Source organism: Shewanella sp. Isolate7 (assembly GCF_022398425.1).
Taxonomy (GTDB): Bacteria; Pseudomonadota; Gammaproteobacteria; order Enterobacterales; family Shewanellaceae; genus Shewanella.
In genome coordinates this window covers 18,967-36,243 of the sequence record NZ_JAKEVJ010000014.1, presented here as the reverse complement: position 1 = coordinate 36,243, position 17,277 = coordinate 18,967, and the positions used below count along the sequence as shown (strand labels likewise).

Sequence of the window (17,277 nt, the reverse complement as noted above, 5' to 3'; positions counted from 1 at the left end):
GAATATGAAGGACATAACTCGAATGAATAAAACGCTTCTCGCATTGACGATATCAGCTTTGGTGGCCATGGTGGGCTGCTCAGAAAAGGAAACCAGTGCAAGCCAGGCCAAGAACAATGGGCAAGCGCCAGAACAGGCGGTGGCACCTCAGATACAAAGCGCCGAGCAGGAATACCTTGCCTTAGTGGATCGGTATTTCAACGACATGCTCAAACTAGAGCCGATGTACGCAACATTTGTTGGTGTTAATGACTATAACGATCAGTTTGGTGGCGATCTGACCGAGGAGTATCTCAAGTCGCGTCACGAGCTTAATAGTCGTTATCTAAAGGCTCTTAAGGCAATCGATCGCAATGCCTTACCCGAGTCGCTGCAACTTAGCTACGACATGTTTAGCTATGATAGAAACATGGCCCTAGTGTCTGAGACCTTCCCATCCTATTTTATTCCGATGAACCAGTTCTACAGCACTGTGATTACCATGGTGCAGCTGGGCAGTGGCGAGAGTGCACAGCCATTCAAGACGGTTAAAGACTATGAAAACTGGCTGTCGCGTCTGTCAGGCTTCATCAACTGGACTAAGCTCGCTCAGGTACGCATGGACGAAGGGATTGCCAGCAAGGCAGTACTTCCACGCGTCCTGGTTGAGCGTATTATTCCTCAGCTGGATGCTCAGTTAGTTGAGCAGGCCAAAGATAGCCTCTTCTATGCGCCAATCAACAACCTGCCAGAGAGCTTTAGTGACGCTGACAAGCAAAAGCTGACCGAGCAATATGACGCGCTAATCAGCAAAGAGCTGATCCCTGCGCTGGCCGATTTGAAGCAATATTTCCAGGAAACCTATCTGCCGGTTGCCAGAGCGAGCGATGGTTGGTGGGGGTTGCCTAACGGTAAACTTTGGTATCAACACCTAGCTAACGCTCATACCACGACCACTATGTCGGTCGACGAGATCCATCAGATTGGCCTAGATGAAGTGGCGCGTATTCTCAGTGAGATGGATAAGGTGAGAGAGCAGGTGGACTTTAAGGGCGACCTTAAGGCTTTCTTTGCGTCACTCTCTTCAGAGCCTCAGTACTTCTTTAGCGAGCGCCAGGGGCTAATTGATGGCTACATGGTGTTAAAGGACAAGATCAACGCAGTATTGCCTAACTACTTCAACGTCATGCCTAAGGCCGATTATGTGGTTAAGCCGGTTGAGAGCTTCCGTGAGCAGTCGGCTGCCGGGGCATCTTATGAGTCGCCAGCGGTGGATGGTTCTCGCCCAGGCGTGTTCTACATCAACACCTACAACCTGAAGGCTCAGCCTAAGTGGGGCATGACGACGCTATCTCTGCACGAGGCAGCGCCGGGGCACCACTTCCAGATAGCCATCAAGCAGGAGCTGACTGGTGTGCCCGAGTTCCAACGCTTTAGCGGCTATACCGCCTTCGAAGAGGGCTGGGCCCTGTACGCCGAGTACTTGGGTATTGAGATGGGCTTGTTTGAAGACCCATACCAGTATTTCGGTAAACTATCTGACGAGATGCTACGCGCCATGCGCCTGGTGGTGGACACAGGTCTACACGCCAAAGGTTGGAGCCGCGAACAGGCGATTCAATATATGAAGGACAACTCGCCGATGGCCGAGACCGATATCATCGCCGAGGTAGAGCGTTATATGGCGATTCCTGGCCAGGCCCTCTCTTACAAGGTGGGACAGCTTAAGATCTTGGCGCTTCGCGCAGAAGCCGAGCAGGCTCTGGGCGACAAGTTCGATCTGAAAGGCTTCCACGATCAGATCTTAACCTCTGGCTCTCTACCGATGGCGGTCATGGAGCAAAAAATCCACCGCTGGATAAAAGCAGAGGGTGGTAAGGCATAATCTGAGCGATACGCCTTTTTAAACCCAGCAAATGTTTTATACTTGCTGGGTTTTATTTTATTCATTTTTAGGAAAATCAAAGGAGTGCCACATGGTACAAGCAACAGCACGTCATCTATTGGTTAGCAGCGAAGAAGAGTGCGCCCAGATCAAACAGCAGATCCTGGACGGCGCAGATTTTGGTGAGATGGCTAAGGCTCATTCCTCTTGTCCGTCTGGCGCACAGGGTGGCGATCTGGGTTCATTCGGCCCAGGCATGATGGTTCGTGAGTTTGACGAAGTGGTATTCAGTGCACCGCTAAACGAGGTACAGGGGCCGGTTAAGACGCAGTTTGGCTACCACCTGCTCGAAGTGACCAGCCGCGGTTAATCTTTTGAGTCTAGAGTTATATACAGATTGCTTGAAGATCCGCTCGCTCATACCTGAGGACTGGCCGCATTTTCTGTCGGTCCATCAGGATGAGCAGCAAAATCGCTATGTGAGAGCGCCCCAAAGCGAAGGTGTCATACGGGAGAAGTTTGACCAAAGGCTCACTCCCTGGCATTACGAGTCCGGCGCCTGGTTGACTCTGGCGATCGAAACCATAGATGGCGGCGAGTTTATCGGCTTTACCGGTTTCTACTGTGTCGATGCCAGCCTGGGACAGGTCGAGATAGGCTATATGCTCAGCCGTAGCGGCCAGGGCCGAGGCTATGCCACCGAGAGCCTCAAGGCGGTGATCGATTGGGCCTGTCTGCAGTTTAAGGTGCATAAGTTTATCGCCCTGTGTACGGACAATAACCTTGCATCGGCGCGGGTGCTGGAGAAGTGTGGCTTTGTCCTTGAGGGCACCTTGAGGCACAATTTTCGGCTTAACCAGACATGGGTGGACGACCGCTATTATGGGTTGCTCGCCTCGGAGCGTCCCGATAGCCCGCAGTAAGGCAGAGTGGTATACTCCCGCCGACTCAGTTAAATAAAGGTAGTTAGTGTGACCACAGAATTCCAAACCTTGGCCTTGTTGCCGGGTGAAGAGTATATCGAACTCTATAAAGTATTGAAGGTGCAATCCATGACCTCAGGTGGCGGCGAAGCCAAGATGGTGATCAGCGAAGGCCTGGTGACCGTCGATGGTGAGGTCGAAACCCGTAAACGTAAGAAGGTGATTGCCGGGCAGGTGGTCAGCTATAACGGCGAAAGCGTGACAATTGTCGCTTAGTGATTCGTCGCCGAGAGATCCAGAAGGAGTCAAACAATGCAGTTTCCAGATGATGATAATGGCAAGATGTTAGCGGCCATGGCCGAGGCGGGTATCGACTTAACCAAGGCCTTGGATGTGGATTTTTTCCTGATCTTCGAAGATCAGCGTGACGCCGAATCAGCGGTGGAAGAACTCGCTCAGTCTGAGCTCGAAGGTGAGATGGAATTACACCTCAACGACGAGCTTGGCAAGTGGGAGCTTATCGTCTGTATCAATATGGTGCCCGACTACCAGGCGATCGTCGATCAGGAGTTCGAGCTTAACGAGTTTGCCGCGGAGTTCGGCGGCGCCACCGATGGCTGGGGTGTGATGCAGCACCAGGAAGGTGACGACGAGTTTGCCGACCATGACCATGAGTGCGGCGACGACTGCCAGCACTAATCGCGACTAATTTAATAAGCCACTATTTATAGTGGCTTTTTTTTACGGTAATGTTAGCGACAAGAGCATTTAGCCAGAGTTAGGGAGAGCAGATGGCGAAGCAGATCAGTTTTGGAACCCCGGTCAATGACGCCGAACGCTGGGCATTTGCCATGTTGGCCGACGAGTTGCCGGAAAATTACATCCTGCTGACCAATGTGGAGATCCCCACCAAGTCGGGCCAGGCGATGGAGGTCGATGCCCTGGTGATCGGCGAGTGGGGCGTCTATGTGGTCGATGTTAAGGGCTACATAGGGCGCCTAGATGCCGGAATGCATGCCTGGTCGCTCGACGGGCGTCAGGTGGACAACAGTTTAGCCAAGGCCAACTATGTGGCCCGTGTGCTTGCCGGCAACGTCAAACATAAGATCCCCGTGGGCGTCTATGCCCCCTGGTGCCAGGGGATGGTGTTTGTCACCGGGCGAAAGGGGGAAGAGATAGAGCTGGCCAAGCAGCAGGGCTCGCTCAGTATCTATACCCCGAGTCAGATCGTCGCGGCGCTTACCAAGGAGTGGGGACTCACTGCGCCGCGTAAGCATCAGGTGACCGACAAACAGAAGCAGATGGTGCTGGAGACCATAGGTCAGGTGGCTCTGGTGGAGCAGCGTAACAACAAGATCCAGGACTTCGTTAAGCTCAAGTGTCTCTTTATCCAGAGTGGTCTTGAGGTGTGGCAGGCGGAGTACAACCCAGGTGGCTGGACCGCCCCCTGGTTACTCAAGGTGTTAGTGCCCACTCAGTTTGAGAACAGCGATGAGTCACTGCAATATGAGCTGCGCCTGCGAGACGAATTTAAGCGATTGCAAACCCTGGCCGGCTGCAGCGGTGTGCCTCAGTGCGCGCCGCTTATTCAGGATGGCGAGCACCTGGTGCTGCCCATCCGTATGCCTCGGGGCGTGCCGCTGGATGTGCTAGAACATGAACAGCTGACCACCTATCAACTGCTGGAGATCCTGCGCCGGGCCGTGTCAGGCCTGCAGCAGATCCACCGCCGTGGGGTGACTGTGGGTGGCTGGCAGAGCAACTGCCTGTTTGTCTCAGATCTGGGGGATGTCGAGTTTATCGATATCAAGGATAACCTCAACACCAGCGAAGATATTGCCGCCTTCGCGAGCAGCTTTCTGCCCCTGGCGGAGCAGACGCGTCAGCCCAGAATCTACCAATGGTTCAGGATGGCGGCCAGTGGCAGCAACACAGATTTAGATATGATTCGCTGTGATATCGCGGCGCTGATCGATAACGGCGTGTGTGACACGCTGCCTGAGCGTATCGAGATCGCCAGCGGCGCCATCATAGACCATCACTATCAGCTCGAGCAATTTATTGCCGCTACCGAGCACAGCCAGTTTTGGCGTGCCCGTCACCTTCAGGGGAATTATCCCTGTGGCGTCTCCATCTATGCCAAGGTAGAGACAGACTGGCTCATGCTTAGCAGCCTCTATCGCAGCCTGTCGAAACTCTATCACCCCCATGTGGAGAAGGTGCTTAACTTTGGTCAGCTGCCCCAGAGCGATGAGCTGTTTATCAGTCGAGCTTGGGAGCGAGGCGTGTCGCTGGACGAACTCAGCGAGATCCAACTCGGGCAGCCGGCAACTTGGTTTACTCAGCTGTTGTCGGCGTTGCAGTATCTGCATCAGATGGATATCTATCACGGTGCCATCTGCCCGAAAAATATCATCTGTAGTGATGAGAAGGCCGTCTTGGTGAACTTCGGCATAGGGCTGGATATCGCCACCAGTCATTACGCCCGCCGTTATGCCGACCCTCAGCTATGGGCCGCCGAAGGGGAAGCGGAGAAGGATCTCTATGGCCTGGTGGCAAGCTTCATCGCCACCCTGACGCCGGTAAAACTCCAGGGCGACGGTGATCAGGCGGGGATAGTCAAGGCGCTGCATGCCTTCGACAGGCAATGGTTTGGCGAGAAGACCTTCGATACCTGCCTCAAGGTGCTCAATTTCGAGTTCGACGTAAGCCAGGGCGTCAATTATCTCGAGGCCTTCGATGTGAGCGAGCTGCTTGAGTAGGGCTCGATTTATACCAATCGTAATAAATAATTGATCATTCTAGCTTGTTAAAACGCTCGATAACTGTATTAGTATTTTTAATTGTAGAATAACTACTTATCTAAAAATCCTGCTTTGTTCTCAAGCGTTTTTCCTGCGCTATTTCTGATCACATGTTTACTGTGATTGGTATTAGAAGGAATTAGCCGGAGTTAGCGAGTCGAAATTAGCGAGTCGGAAGTTGTTAGCTGGAATGAGCTTTCTTGGTCGCCGTGGCGATAGGGCGCGAAGATCTCCAGCAGCCAGTCGATAAAGGCCTGGGCCTTGAGTGGTCGCTCACTGGCCCTAGGTTCTGCTCCTTCAGATTTTGCCGCATTAGGAGTCAGTACATAGTAGCTATAGGGGCTGATAAACTGGGTGTCCAAGGGGATCACTAGGCAGCCCTCGGCCAGCTCCTTTTCGATGAAGAAGCGGGGGATCAACGCCAGCCCCATGCCGCTGACCGCCGCCTGACTCAGCATATAGAAATGCTCCATCCCCAGCATCTTATCTGTGGTCAGCCTGAGGCCCACCTTTTCGGCCCAGAGCGGCCAGAGCTCGGGGCGGGTAGTGTGTTTCAGTAGCGTCTGTCGGTTGATATCTTTGAGCGTCTTTATCTGCTCGGCGAGCTGGGGAGCGCACACCAGGCAGAGATCTTCATCCATCAGCTTGAGCACATGGCAATGACTCGGCCGTACCGTGGCACTGCGAATGGCCACATCATACTTATCTCGTTTGAAGTCCACCTGAAAGTCACCGATGGAGAGATCCACATACAGGTGAGGGTGGCGGGCCTTAAACTCCTCCAGCCGAGGGATCAACCAGTTGATGGTGAGGCTGGGCAAGACATTGATCGATAGCGCCTGAGCGATACCTGGCTGTGACCTTAGCTCCTCTGTGGCCTGACCGATGCTTTGCAGTGCGCTGCTGATGTGGCGCAGGTAACGTTCTCCTTCTGGCGTGAGGCTGAGCTGTTTATGTTGGCGGGTAAACAGGCTGACATTTAGGTAAGACTCTAATGTTTTTATCTGTTTACTGATGGCGCCATGGGTGACAAAGAGTTCCTCTCCGGCGCGGGTAAAGCTTAGGTGTCTAGCAGCCGACTCGAAGGCGCGCAGCGCATTGAGGGGCGGGAGTGTTAGTGGCTTCATTGTCTATGTGTGAGATTATTTCACGCTAAGGCGAGGATAACTCCTTTGCCAAATAGATGCAAAGGGCGTTTAATAGCCGCCAGATTCTAATCAAGCTTTATATGAGTCCTTATGTCTCTCGAACTGAGTTATGAACTGATGGCCATGCTGTTTGCGGTGGCAGCCCTGGCCGGTTTCATCGATGCCATCGCCGGGGGCGGTGGCCTTATTACCATTCCCGCACTCATGTGGGCAGGCCTGCCCCCCACGGCGGCGCTGGCCACTAACAAGCTGCAAGCCTGTGGCGGCAGTTTCTTCGCCAGTTTCTATTTTGTGCGTAAGGGGATGGTCGATCTCAGCAAGATGAAGCTCGCCATCTGCTGCGCCTTTGTGGGGGCGGCCCTGGGCACGGTTGCGGTGCAGCTTATCGACACCAGCGTGCTCAAGCTCCTGCTGCCCTTTCTGATCCTAGCGATAGGCTGTTATTTCCTGTTTTCAAAGTCCATCAGCGAAGAGGACAAGCATCAGGTACTCTCGCCAACCCTGTTTGGTCTGACGGCCGCCTTAGGCGTCGGTTTCTATGATGGCTTCTTCGGTCCAGGTACGGGCAGCTTCTTCGCGTTGGCCTTCGTGTCGCTCGCCGGATATGGCTTGGCAAAGGCGACAGCCCACGCCAAGGTGCTGAACTTCTCCACCAATATTGCCTCACTCATCTTCTTCGCCTTAGGCGGTAAGGTGCTCTGGCTGCTGGGCGGCGTTATGCTCTTGGGTCAGGCCATAGGTGCGACCTTAGGCTCTCGCATGGTGCTCACCAAGGGCAGTAAGATCATCCGGCCGCTGGTGGTGACCATGTCGATAGCGATGAGCGGCAAGTTATTGTTGGAGCACTATCTATAGTGCTAAAGGGCTATAGATAGTGCCGATCTTTAAAAGGTTTCAGGGGCCGATTGCGAGTTAGCAGGCCATCGGTTTGACTATGTGTTTTGCCTGTGTCCAAGGCTGTGGATTTCACCGGGCTTTTGTGTAGAATGGCCGAAGGGATAGTTTAATCTCATTACATTTCAGTAACATGCAAAGCCAGGGAAGTTAGGATGACCTCTAGCCAGAACAGGATTGTTTTTACGGCATTGACGCTCTGTTTCAGCCTTTTGGGGCTGGCGTCACCCAGCTATGGTCGCGAATCGGATGGCCGGGAAATGGCCCCCAGCCAGCGTGAATATCAGGTCACCATGAGTACGCTATTTGCCCATGGTGATAGCCAGCAAGTCACTGCCCGGGCCCGGGCACTGCTCCAATATCGAGTGGACTCGGCGCCAAATAGCGCTAAGGCGGTCAGTCTCTCCGTCTTACCCGCTATGTTGCAATATCAAGACCCCGCCTATCGACTCAATATCAACAGTTTCGACGATAGCGGCCGCGGTGCGGCGCTTGCCAACATAGTGCGCCAGGGCGCCTTGCTAATGGACAATGGCGACAGTCAGAGTAAGGCGCGCTTTAAGGCCCAAGATGAGTGGCATGCCTATGTGGCTAAACAGGGGCAAGAGGCGCTGTCGGTACTCGCTCCCCTGAAATCGCTATTCGAGTTTTATCCGCTTGTTTCTCGAGCACATCGTCCACAGAAGGCGCTTGCTGTGGGCGACACGCTTAGGCTTGGCTATTTATTGCCATCTGGGCTTGGCGATTTCTCGCAAACGGAGACTGGCGAGCCACAAGAGTGGCAGATAGTCGCCATTGAGGGGCAATGGATTAGGGCTCGATTCGAGTGGCGCATAAAGCGACAAGGCATCGAATATCGGCGCTTTGGCGAAGTGAGCTTTAATCGGAAAACCGGTTGGCTCGACAAACTCTTACTAGTAGACCAGCAACAAAAGGGCGACAGGATGCAGGCTCGCCGCTGGCTAATGGCACCGACATCGACCCCCTATGTCAGCAGCATCTTGTGGCAGGATGAGGGTGACTATTTCGATGAGGGCAACTTTTTCGCTGAGGGCAACGTTTTCGCCGAGGAGCTCCTTGAGTATGACGCTCGGGGCGGCGAGGGGGCCGATATCGAGCTGTTCGATATTCCGACCCTGCCCATGGCGCCGGATGATAGAGATGCCAGCGCTGCCATGATGGAACCCGATGAGGGGGTCATGTCTGCGGGCTGGGGCGGCGATGATATCGAGCTGCGTTATATCCATGGCCTGACGACGGGGGATTACGCCACCTCGGTTGAATACCGTAATATCGAGTTGCTCGACTGGAAGGATAGGACGATCGACTTGCCGCTTTGGCAACACAGCGCCCGCGGCGCCAGCGCCATCAATGGTGTGGTCAGCTCAGGCGTTAATCTGCTCCCCGTCGGTTGGGGGGAGAGTAAAGCCAAGTTGGAGGAGCTCTATCAGATCCGCGCCGAGCTGATATTCACCCCTGTGAAACGTTACAGCCAGCATTTGCCCTGGCCGCAACTGCTAAAGCAGCCCTATCGATTTGGTGAGACGACACTAACGCTATCTGCGCTGAGTAAACCCGGCCGCTATCGCCTCGCTATAACCAATCGTAGTGCTAACGCCCTGGCGCCAGATTTCAATGGCCTACAGGGCAAGCTGGGCATTGTCGAGTCGGAGGGGTTGGGGCCTGCATGGCTCTCAAACACAGAGCAGCTACTGCTCGATGAGCTGTTTTCCCTCGAGCAAAGCACTCATGTCTATATCTTGCAGCTCGATAGCGTGCCCGAATCGCTTAAGGTTTTGCATAGCGAGCAGTTAAGTGATCGTAAGATAGCAAAACAGGTTAGCTTCGTTACTCAGTCTACCTATGAGGCCAACCTGGCCAATCCGCCGCTGGAGCCAGCCGATCTAGTCCCTGTTCAGTTAGAGCGGGTAACCAAGCGAGGCTCGGCTGTTGAGCCCGGCCGATTAAGCGAGCCATCGATTGCCTCCATTACGGGCAACGATCTCTATATCCCGCTGCCGAGCGCCCTCGCCGAGGTGTGTCAGCCTCAAATCAGCGAGGGCTTCGAAGAGGCGGGTAAGTCGGTTGATTGGCGACTTGTCGACAATGGCCAGGGGCAGAGCGCCTATGTGTTGACGACGCCCGATGGCAAGAGGCGCTATTTTTACGACAAGCGCATCAAAGGCAGCATAGAGTGCCTTGGCCGCGCCCATTGGCAGACGTTGGGCGCCGGTGATAATCGCCGTCCCTGGCTGGTGGATCTTACCCCTTGGCTATCAACACTGGACAAGACCGAGGTGCCAATCAGCCAGCTATATCGCTCATTGGTGATCACCGATGCTCAGGGGCGACACCTATCGCCGCGGCTGCCCAAAGAGGCCCATTCGGCAAAGGGAAGCGAGAGAAATACCTTAGATAAGGCCCTGGTTGACGGGCGTTGGCTAAGCGTCGATGGCGCCGCGAGCAGCGCTGCCTATCTCTCGATTGACCACGAGCCGCTGGCGATCCCCTATCAATTTCACCTAAAACCGCTGCCATAGGAGATGAGTAGATTGCGTCTTCTTTCCAGTGTTCTTTTCAGTATTCTTTTCAGTATTCGTTCCAGTGCTTTTTACACGCTTCTGCGCTGTTTGCCGTACAGTCTGCCGCTCTGGTGTGCCTGCATGGCCACTGCCCAGGCGACGATTTGGCTCGATAAGGACTGGCAGCCCACCCAGGAGAAGAGTAAGGCCAAGTATTACCTCAAGGGGCCGCCCAAGCCGCGACCCGGCGCCGAGCAAGAGTTTTCCTTCGAGTCCTATTATCTTGCTAATGACTTAGACTCGCACTCCGGTATTCGCCAGTTTAGCGGCGCCCTTAACAGCGATCGCCTGGGGGATGACAACACCCATCCTGTGGGGCCGTATCGTTTCTATGGCGTCGATGGCACCTTGGTCGAGCAGGGGACATTTAACCCGCAGGGGCAGCGACAGGGCGGGGTTAAGATCTTCTATGAAGACGGCCAACTCAGTTGTGACTGTCAGTTTGACAAGGGCGAAAGAGACGGTCCGCAGAAGGAGTATTACCCCGAGGGGCAGCTCAAGCGTGAGGCGGTCTATCATCTGGGCGAGCCTGTGCAGCAAGAGACTGTCTATACCCCGGGCGGTGCGACTGTGCGGGTGCTGTGTCATACGGGGCTGTGCAGCGATAAGTTTTACAACCGGCAGGGTCAGCTCATCATGGAGAGCCAGAAGCGAGACGGGCTAAAGCATGGCACCGAAACCTTCTGGCGAGAGGGCAAGGTGGAGGTGACCCAGGCCTATCGAGACGGTAAGGAAGAGGGCGATTACTTTGCCTATTTTCCAAATGGCCAGATAAAACAGCATCATCAATGGCAAAACGGCGTCAAGGTGGGCGAGCAGCTGAACTACTTCGAAGAGGGGCTGCTGGCGAAACGAGAGTTTTTGGACGATCGCGGCCGCACCCTCAATTTCGTCGAGTATCGCCGCAGCGGCGAGCGATATCGAGAGGGGCAGTTTCACTATGGTGCAGATGGCGACAAGCAAGAGGTGAGACGCTTTTACCGTCAAGACGCCCTGGTCAAGCAGATAGAAAAGCGCCAGCTGAGGCAGTGGCGCCTGGAGACCCAATATCTTGACGGGGAGGTGATAGGCCGGGAGGAAAACCTGGCGGGTAAGCTTACCGGACTCAAGATCGCCACTAAACTAGGTCGTCAAACTAAGCTAGATGGTCAACGCAAACAGGAGCGTCAACCTAATCTGGGTCGGCAGAATAAGCCTGAACAGCCAAATCAGCTCGCCTGGATAGAGAAGATCCATTACCGAGACGGGCTGCGCCACGGTCTGGCCGAGAAGCTTAGCGGCGATGGTACTCTTATCTACAAGGGGCAATATGCCGAAGATAAGCCGGTGGGCGACTGGCAGAGCCAGAGCCGCGAGATGCGTACTCAGTGTCACTATAACCTCGAAGGGTTGCTCGATGGCGAATATCTCTCCCTTGGAGAGAAGGGGCAGGTGTTGGAGCGGCTCCATTATCGCGATGGCGAGCTAACCGGCAGTTTTGAGCGCTACTACGCCGATGGCGAGATCTACGCTCAGGGACAGTATCGCGATGGTCGGCGCGACGGCGAGTGGATATTGCCGCTCGCTGAGGACGATGACTCACCGCGAGTCGTCTCACATAGAGAGTATTGGCGGGGGCGCTTTCGGGAGGGCATTAAGGTTGGTGTCTGGCAGCGACTCAGCATTCAGGGTTATCAGATGGCGATCGCTAACTTTGACGAGCAGGGACGTCAGCATGGCGCTCAGTATGAGTTTTATGAGGACGGTGCGCTACATAGGCGCAGCGAATATCGCCATGGTGAGCCGCTTGGCGACGCGCAAAGTTGGCCCAATCGCCCATTGCGGGATCAGATCTTCGCGCGATAGGCGCGGCTTGGCTAAGGCTGAGGGCCAAGTTCAGGCAAGATTTTATAGAAAGTATTTTAGGAACATATTGTTAGGTAAAAGGAAGCTTACATGCAGTTTAATCGAGCTTATTCGGCCCTGCTGGCTGGCGTGAGCCTAGGCGTCGCTAGCTTTATCGTCAGCCCAGTGGCGGCGAGTCAGAATCTTTCCAGCCTGATGGTGGAGATCCGCCAGCAGGAGGGCATAGCCACATACTACAACTTGGCTACCGGCATGGCGCTCAACGGTCAGGTGACCCTGGTGCGCGATAATCAGGGCTATACCCTGGGGGAGTTTACTCAAGGAGTGCCCAATGGGCGCTGGCAGGTCTTTTTGCCAAATAATCAAAAGCTGCTGGATGGCGAGTATGTGAAAGGCCTGCAATCGGGCCGCTGGCAGCTGTTTAGCACGAGTGGCGAGCTGAGTGAGGAGCAGTTCTATCTCAAGGGCGTGCCAAGCGGAGAGTGGGTGCAATACGATGACATGGGGAACCTCTATCAGAAGACGGTCTATGAGGCCGGGGTGAAGACTGAGGTGCTGCGCTATTTTGCCAGCGGCAAGCTTCAGGCTAAAGAAACCTATATCGATAATCTGCGCCACGGGATCTGGGAGACCTATCATGGCAATGGTGTGCTGGCACAGCGACAGCAGTATGCCAACAACCAGTTGTCCGGCCCTTATCTAGCACAAAACAGCGAGGGGCTGGTGATAGAGCAAGGCACACTGGATGCCAACGGCAAGCGTCAGGGGCGCTGGCAGACTTTCTATGATGATGGTACGCCCGAGCGCGACGAGTATTACGCCGCCGGTCGCCTCCATGGTGAGAGCCTGACCTATTATCCCAATGGTCAGTTGTCGCTAAAGGGGCAGTACAGTGAGGGGCTGCGCCAGGGCACCTTGGCGCATTACAGCGATACGGGCGTTAAGCTCGAGGAGGAAAACTACCTCGATGGCAAACATGACGGGCCTCAGCGCTATTGCAATCGCACCGGCATTTTGGTGAGCGAACTTAACTATAAAGCCGGGCTGCAGGCTGGCGTGCAGAAGACCTATTACGATGACGGCAAACCCAAGAAGGTGATTCGTTACCACGAGCAGACTCTGGCCGATAACGGTCAGTACCCCTTACACGGAATGCAGCAAGTCTTCGACACGGCCGGTAACCTGGTCAAGACAGAAGACTATGATCTCGGCCTGAAAGATGGCAACTTCGAGCGCTACCGCAATGGCAGGTTGCAACGACAAGAGCAGTGGCGCCAGGGGGCACGTCATGGCGACTTCTTGGCCTATTACGACAATGGCAATCTGCGCAGCCTGGATCAATACCAGGACAATCGCCAGACCGGAGAGGCCGAGCGCTACTTCGATGACGGTACTCTTAAAGAGCGCGGTACACGCATCGAGGGCCAATGGGTGGGCAAGTATGAGTCCTTCTATGAAACGGGCAAACCCAGAGAGCTGCTACATTACGGCAAGGATAAGCCGGCCGGGCGCAGCCGCTATCCGCTCGATGGTGAGTTTTCCCGCTGGTACGCCAATGGCGATCTTAACGAAGCGGGCGAGTACAAGAATGGCGAGAAACAGGGAACCTGGCGGCAATATCGCCGGGGCTTGGTCAGTCGGGAGATGACCTTCGAGGCGGGCAAGCTAAACGGGCCTTACCGCGAGTTTGATAATGGCCGGCGCAGGGTGACAGGCAGTTACCAGGCAGATCGTAAACAGGGCAAGTGGACCGAGTATCGTTACCAGGAGAAAGACCCAAGCTTCGGGCCGATTCCCGAGGGTAACATCTATCGTGTCAGCCACTACCATGAGGACAAACTCGAGGGCGAGCGGGCTTACAGCTTCAAGCAGGTGCGTTATCGCAGCGAGCAGTATCAGGCGGGTGAGCTCAGCGGCCACTTCAGCGAATATTATTCGAGCAATGGTCAACTCAAGCGCGAGGGCCAGATGCTCAAGGGCAGCCAGGAGGGCCTGTGGCAAAGCTGGTTTGAGGATGGCGTGTTGGCAGAAAGCGCCGAGTGTCAGAGCGGTAAGCGCCACGGGGAATATGCCAAGTATTATCCCAATGGTCAGCAGCAGGAGCGCGCCCACTATCGAAAGGATAGGCTCAGCGGCGAGCAGTTGAGCTATTTTCAAACCGGCAAGCCTAAGGCCAAGGAGCTCTGGCTCGACGGTCAGCGCGAAGGCGAGGCCAGCTATTTTCATGCTAACGGTAAGCAGGCCGAGCAGGGGGCATTTCTGCGCTCACGCAAGGAAGGGTTGTGGCGCGCCTACTGGCCTAACGGCGAGCTGCGCAGCGAAGGAAGTTGCATTGCAGATCGCGAGGCCGGTGATTGGGCCTTCTATGACCAATTTGGCAAGCTGATCAAGACGGAGCATCACTAGGTGGCGCGTCGAAAATGCGGCTGGTTAGATAAGATGTGTCCTGGTCTCTTATTAAGTCGGGCCGCTGCACGCTTGCTAAGTCGAGTCGCTGTACGCTTGCTAGGTCGAGCCGTGACGCTCTTGCTTGGTATTCTCCTGATACCCGGTTGCAGCGAGGCGCCACAGCTGCCGGTGGATGAGCAGGCGCTGTCGCCCATCGACTGTAGCAGACAAGAGGTCTACGGGATCTGGATCGAAACGGACTGCCTGGAAGGCTATCGCGGCGAGCCCTTCAGCGGCATCAAGACTACAGGTCAGCCGGAGGGCTTCTTCAGCGCCACCCAGTACCATCAGGGCAAACGCCACGGCTTTAGCTTCTCGGCAAATGGCAGTCGTATCTTGTCCCATGCCTGGTATCACCAGGGGGTAAGAGAGGGGGAGCAGCTGGATTATCATGCACAAAGCCAGCGGCCTAAACGTCAGGCTATCTATCGAGGCGGTGAGACTCAGGCGGTAGCCCTGTTTAATGAGCAAGGCATTATTGAGCGCTACCAGCGCCTGGAAGGCGATGAGATACTCGAGTCCATCACCTATGAGCAGGGGCGTCCCTGGACACACCTCTTCTATCATGATGGCGAACAGCGAGAGCGCCTGCGTCGCTATTTCCCCGACGGCAGCCTGGCCAGCGACGCCCTGTTTCGTAAAAAGGATCTTAAGCGCCTGAGCGAAATTACTTTCTATGCCAGCGGCAAGGTAAAGACCCGTTATACCTATGACAGGGCGGCGAACCTGGCCGCGCAGCAGACCTATTGGTCAAACGGTCGCCTGCAGTCTGAGCAGCAATACGGCTTCGATCCGCTCATAGTGCGCCATGGTGAGCAGCGCAGTTACTGTCAGTCCACCGGCGCGCTTGAGAAACTCGCCCACTACCAGATGGGTAGCGAACAGGGGCGGTTTGAGTGGTATCACTGTAATGGCCGGCTGATGAACGCCAAGCATTATCGACAGGGCGTCATGGTGGATACTCGGGTGGACACCCTGGATGAGTCGGGCCACCTGGTTAAACGTGAGTTGTTTGATGGCAAGGGAAAACGGCTCGAGACCTTTTATTTTAATCAGGCGGGTGAGCAGGTTTATCACGAGCGGCTTTGATCTAAGCCCTATTTAGTTATCTCAGGCAAAGGTAATATAGTGGCCTCACTTTTATTTTGGTTCGGTGGGAGATATCGAAGCCCATGACGCATAAGCCAGATAGCGCGACCGCCATGCAGCAGCTGATCGAAGAGGTCAGGCACACCATGCCGCTAAATGAGCCAGAGACCTTCGTCTGTGGGCCCAAGGGGTCTTGTATCGGCTGTCCTAAGAAGTTACTCGAGCTGGTCGACAGCGAGATCTGCTATTGGGAAAGCGCCCTCGAGCAGGGAGAAAAGCCCTTATTGGGTGAGGTGAGTCGTTTCGCCAAGCTGTGCCGCAACGTGCATCGGGGGCTGGCCCGCAGCGGTATCTTGGAGAGGTATCAGACAAAGCAGGCTGGCGAGTCTGATACAGACCCGGCTTGATTCTTGCCTAGGCGATAATATCGTTACGCTCGCCATGCCAAGGTTGCTGCGGTTAAGTGCCAGTTTTCTTTCATGCCTTTTTTCTTGGCGCTATAGCCAAAGGTTCTATCCAATTGACCCTACAAGGGTTTAAATTGAACTCAATCGCCCCGAGATAGATAGGGAAGCTATCAGGCTCCCACAGGCAAGGCCAGAATGAGTGAGGGGCGCAAACGAATAAGATAAAGGAAGCAGTATGTCAGAAACCTATACTCCCCCGAAAGTGTGGACCATGGACAGCGAAAATGGCGGTACCTGGGCCAGTATCAATCGACCCACCGCGGGTGCCCGTCATGAAGCCGAGCTGCCCCGAGGCGAGCATGGCTTGCAGCTCTACTCCATGGCTACCCCCAATGGCCTGAAGGTCACCATCATGCTCGAAGAGTTACTCGCCCTCGGCGCCGATGCCGAATATGACGCTTATCTGATCCAGATAGGTGAGGGCGACCAGTTCTCCAGCGGCTTCGTGGCAGTCAATCCCAATTCTAAGATCCCCGCCTTGCTGGACACCTCAGGCGAGACCGAGGTTAACGTGTTCGAGTCGGGCGCCATCTTGCTCTATCTGGCGGAGAAATTTGGCCACTTCCTACCAGAGAGCGGCCCACAGCGTACTCAGGTGCTCAACTGGCTCTTCTGGCTACAGGGTTCCGCGCCTTACCTGGGGGGCGGCTTCGGTCACTTCTATGCCTATGCACCGGAAAAATTTGAATACCCCATCAATCGCTTCTCCATGGAGGTGAAGCGCCAGCTGGATCTGCTGGATAAGCAGTTGGCCGAGAACACCTATATCGCCGGGGATGAGTACAGCATCGCCGACATGGCTATCTGGCCCTGGTATGGCAACTTGGTGTTGGGTCAGGCCTATGATGCTGGCGAGTTCCTCGATGTCGATAGCTATGTGCATCTTAAGCGCTGGGCAGAGCAGATCGCCTCACGGGAGGCGGTGCGCCGTGGCCGCATCGTCAATCGCACCTGGGGAGAGCCCTGGGAGCTGTTGGCCGAGCGTCACAGCGGCGCCGATATCGACGCCGTGCTGGCCATGACGCCCGACAAGTAACGCACACGCTTGATAATATGAGTTAGCAATACTGAAAAGACCCACCGCTTAAGGTGGGTCTTTTTTATCTTCTTATCTCTTTATCTATTTATCTTTTCTATCTGCGGTAAACAGAGTCCTACGGCCTGTTGAGCTTGCGCGTTCATTTCTGCTGCATTCTGTATCGATTTTGTACAA

At 54.9% G+C, this 17,277-nt stretch carries 14 protein-coding genes; 13 read left to right on the top strand and 1 reads right to left on the bottom strand.

The genetic code is table 11. The annotated features are described in order from the left end of the window. Window positions 1-22 precede the first annotated feature (22 nt). The 6 genes from L1D47_RS05080 to L1D47_RS05055 all read left to right on the top strand — a co-directional run bounded on the left by L1D47_RS05080 (window position 23) and on the right by L1D47_RS05055 (window position 5,549). On the top strand, window positions 23-1,864 hold the full coding sequence (locus L1D47_RS05080; RefSeq protein WP_239882824.1) for a DUF885 domain-containing protein: 1,842 nt from the start codon (window positions 23-25) through the stop codon (window positions 1,862-1,864). Between the two features lie 91 nt (window positions 1,865-1,955). After that, window positions 1,956-2,234 (top strand): peptidylprolyl isomerase, encoded by a 279-nt coding sequence (locus L1D47_RS05075; RefSeq protein WP_011866267.1) that lies wholly within the window; start codon window positions 1,956-1,958, stop codon window positions 2,232-2,234. 4 nt (window positions 2,235-2,238) lie between these two features. Further along, window positions 2,239-2,787 (top strand): GNAT family N-acetyltransferase, encoded by a 549-nt coding sequence (locus tag L1D47_RS05070; RefSeq protein WP_239882823.1) that lies wholly within the window; start codon window positions 2,239-2,241, stop codon window positions 2,785-2,787. Between the two features lie 48 nt (window positions 2,788-2,835). After that, on the top strand, window positions 2,836-3,063 hold the full coding sequence (locus L1D47_RS05065) for an RNA-binding S4 domain-containing protein (protein WP_239882822.1): 228 nt from the start codon (window positions 2,836-2,838) through the stop codon (window positions 3,061-3,063). Between the two features lie 36 nt (window positions 3,064-3,099). Next, on the top strand, window positions 3,100-3,486 hold the full coding sequence (locus L1D47_RS05060; protein WP_041509417.1) for a ribonuclease E inhibitor RraB: 387 nt from the start codon (window positions 3,100-3,102) through the stop codon (window positions 3,484-3,486). A 92-nt stretch (window positions 3,487-3,578) separates the two neighbouring features. Continuing rightward, window positions 3,579-5,549 carry an NERD domain-containing protein kinase family protein gene (locus L1D47_RS05055; protein ID WP_239882821.1) on the top strand — a complete coding sequence of 657 codons (1,971 nt, stop codon included), beginning with the start codon at window positions 3,579-3,581 and terminating at the stop codon, window positions 5,547-5,549. A 191-nt stretch (window positions 5,550-5,740) separates the two neighbouring features. Here L1D47_RS05055 and gcvA read toward each other — a convergent pair whose 3' ends face one another. Next, window positions 5,741-6,718, bottom strand: a complete 978-nt coding sequence (gene gcvA / locus L1D47_RS05050; RefSeq protein WP_239882820.1) for a transcriptional regulator GcvA — start codon at window positions 6,716-6,718, stop codon at window positions 5,741-5,743. A 111-nt stretch (window positions 6,719-6,829) separates the two neighbouring features. Here gcvA and L1D47_RS05045 point away from each other — a divergent pair, with 111 nt between their 5' ends. The 7 genes from L1D47_RS05045 to yghU all read left to right on the top strand — a co-directional run bounded on the left by L1D47_RS05045 (window position 6,830) and on the right by yghU (window position 17,100). Next, complete coding sequence (locus tag L1D47_RS05045) at window positions 6,830-7,594, top strand: TSUP family transporter (RefSeq protein ID WP_041509420.1); 765 nt, start codon at window positions 6,830-6,832, stop codon at window positions 7,592-7,594. Window positions 7,595-7,788: 194 nt separating this feature from the next. After that, window positions 7,789-10,173, top strand: a complete 2,385-nt coding sequence (locus L1D47_RS05040; RefSeq protein WP_239882819.1) for a hypothetical protein — start codon at window positions 7,789-7,791, stop codon at window positions 10,171-10,173. A gap of 123 nt (window positions 10,174-10,296) precedes the next feature. Beyond that, on the top strand, window positions 10,297-12,060 hold the full coding sequence (locus L1D47_RS05035; RefSeq protein WP_239882818.1) for a hypothetical protein: 1,764 nt from the start codon (window positions 10,297-10,299) through the stop codon (window positions 12,058-12,060). A 90-nt stretch (window positions 12,061-12,150) separates the two neighbouring features. Further along, complete coding sequence (locus tag L1D47_RS05030; protein WP_239882817.1) at window positions 12,151-14,466, top strand: toxin-antitoxin system YwqK family antitoxin; 2,316 nt, start codon at window positions 12,151-12,153, stop codon at window positions 14,464-14,466. Between the two features lie 111 nt (window positions 14,467-14,577). Beyond that, on the top strand, window positions 14,578-15,597 hold the full coding sequence (locus L1D47_RS05025) for a hypothetical protein (protein ID WP_239882816.1): 1,020 nt from the start codon (window positions 14,578-14,580) through the stop codon (window positions 15,595-15,597). Window positions 15,598-15,680: 83 nt separating this feature from the next. Then, window positions 15,681-16,004: a hypothetical protein gene (locus L1D47_RS05020; RefSeq protein ID WP_239882815.1), complete on the top strand. Its 324-nt coding sequence runs from the start codon at window positions 15,681-15,683 to the stop codon at window positions 16,002-16,004. Between the two features lie 235 nt (window positions 16,005-16,239). Further along, window positions 16,240-17,100 (top strand): glutathione-dependent disulfide-bond oxidoreductase, encoded by an 861-nt coding sequence (yghU, locus tag L1D47_RS05015; protein ID WP_239882814.1) that lies wholly within the window; start codon window positions 16,240-16,242, stop codon window positions 17,098-17,100. Window positions 17,101-17,277 lie beyond the last annotated feature (177 nt).

Bases quoted from the DNA above. Each gene is read 5' to 3' on its own strand.
- L1D47_RS05080 (WP_239882824.1), top strand. From the start codon at position 23: ATGAATAAAACGCTTCTCGCATTGACGATATCAGCTTTGGTGGCCATG.
- L1D47_RS05075 (WP_011866267.1), top strand. From the start codon at position 1,956: ATGGTACAAGCAACAGCACGTCATCTATTGGTTAGCAGCGAAGAAGAG.
- L1D47_RS05060 (WP_041509417.1), top strand. From the start codon at position 3,100: ATGCAGTTTCCAGATGATGATAATGGCAAGATGTTAGCGGCCATGGCC.
- L1D47_RS05055 (WP_239882821.1), top strand. From the start codon at position 3,579: ATGGCGAAGCAGATCAGTTTTGGAACCCCGGTCAATGACGCCGAACGC.
- gcvA (WP_239882820.1), bottom strand. From the start codon at position 6,718: ATGAAGCCACTAACACTCCCGCCCCTCAATGCGCTGCGCGCCTTCGAG.
- L1D47_RS05045 (WP_041509420.1), top strand. From the start codon at position 6,830: ATGTCTCTCGAACTGAGTTATGAACTGATGGCCATGCTGTTTGCGGTG.
- L1D47_RS05040 (WP_239882819.1), top strand. From the start codon at position 7,789: ATGACCTCTAGCCAGAACAGGATTGTTTTTACGGCATTGACGCTCTGT.
- L1D47_RS05035 (WP_239882818.1), top strand. From the start codon at position 10,297: ATGGCCACTGCCCAGGCGACGATTTGGCTCGATAAGGACTGGCAGCCC.
- L1D47_RS05030 (WP_239882817.1), top strand. From the start codon at position 12,151: ATGCAGTTTAATCGAGCTTATTCGGCCCTGCTGGCTGGCGTGAGCCTA.
- L1D47_RS05020 (WP_239882815.1), top strand. From the start codon at position 15,681: ATGACGCATAAGCCAGATAGCGCGACCGCCATGCAGCAGCTGATCGAA.
- yghU (WP_239882814.1), top strand. From the start codon at position 16,240: ATGTCAGAAACCTATACTCCCCCGAAAGTGTGGACCATGGACAGCGAA.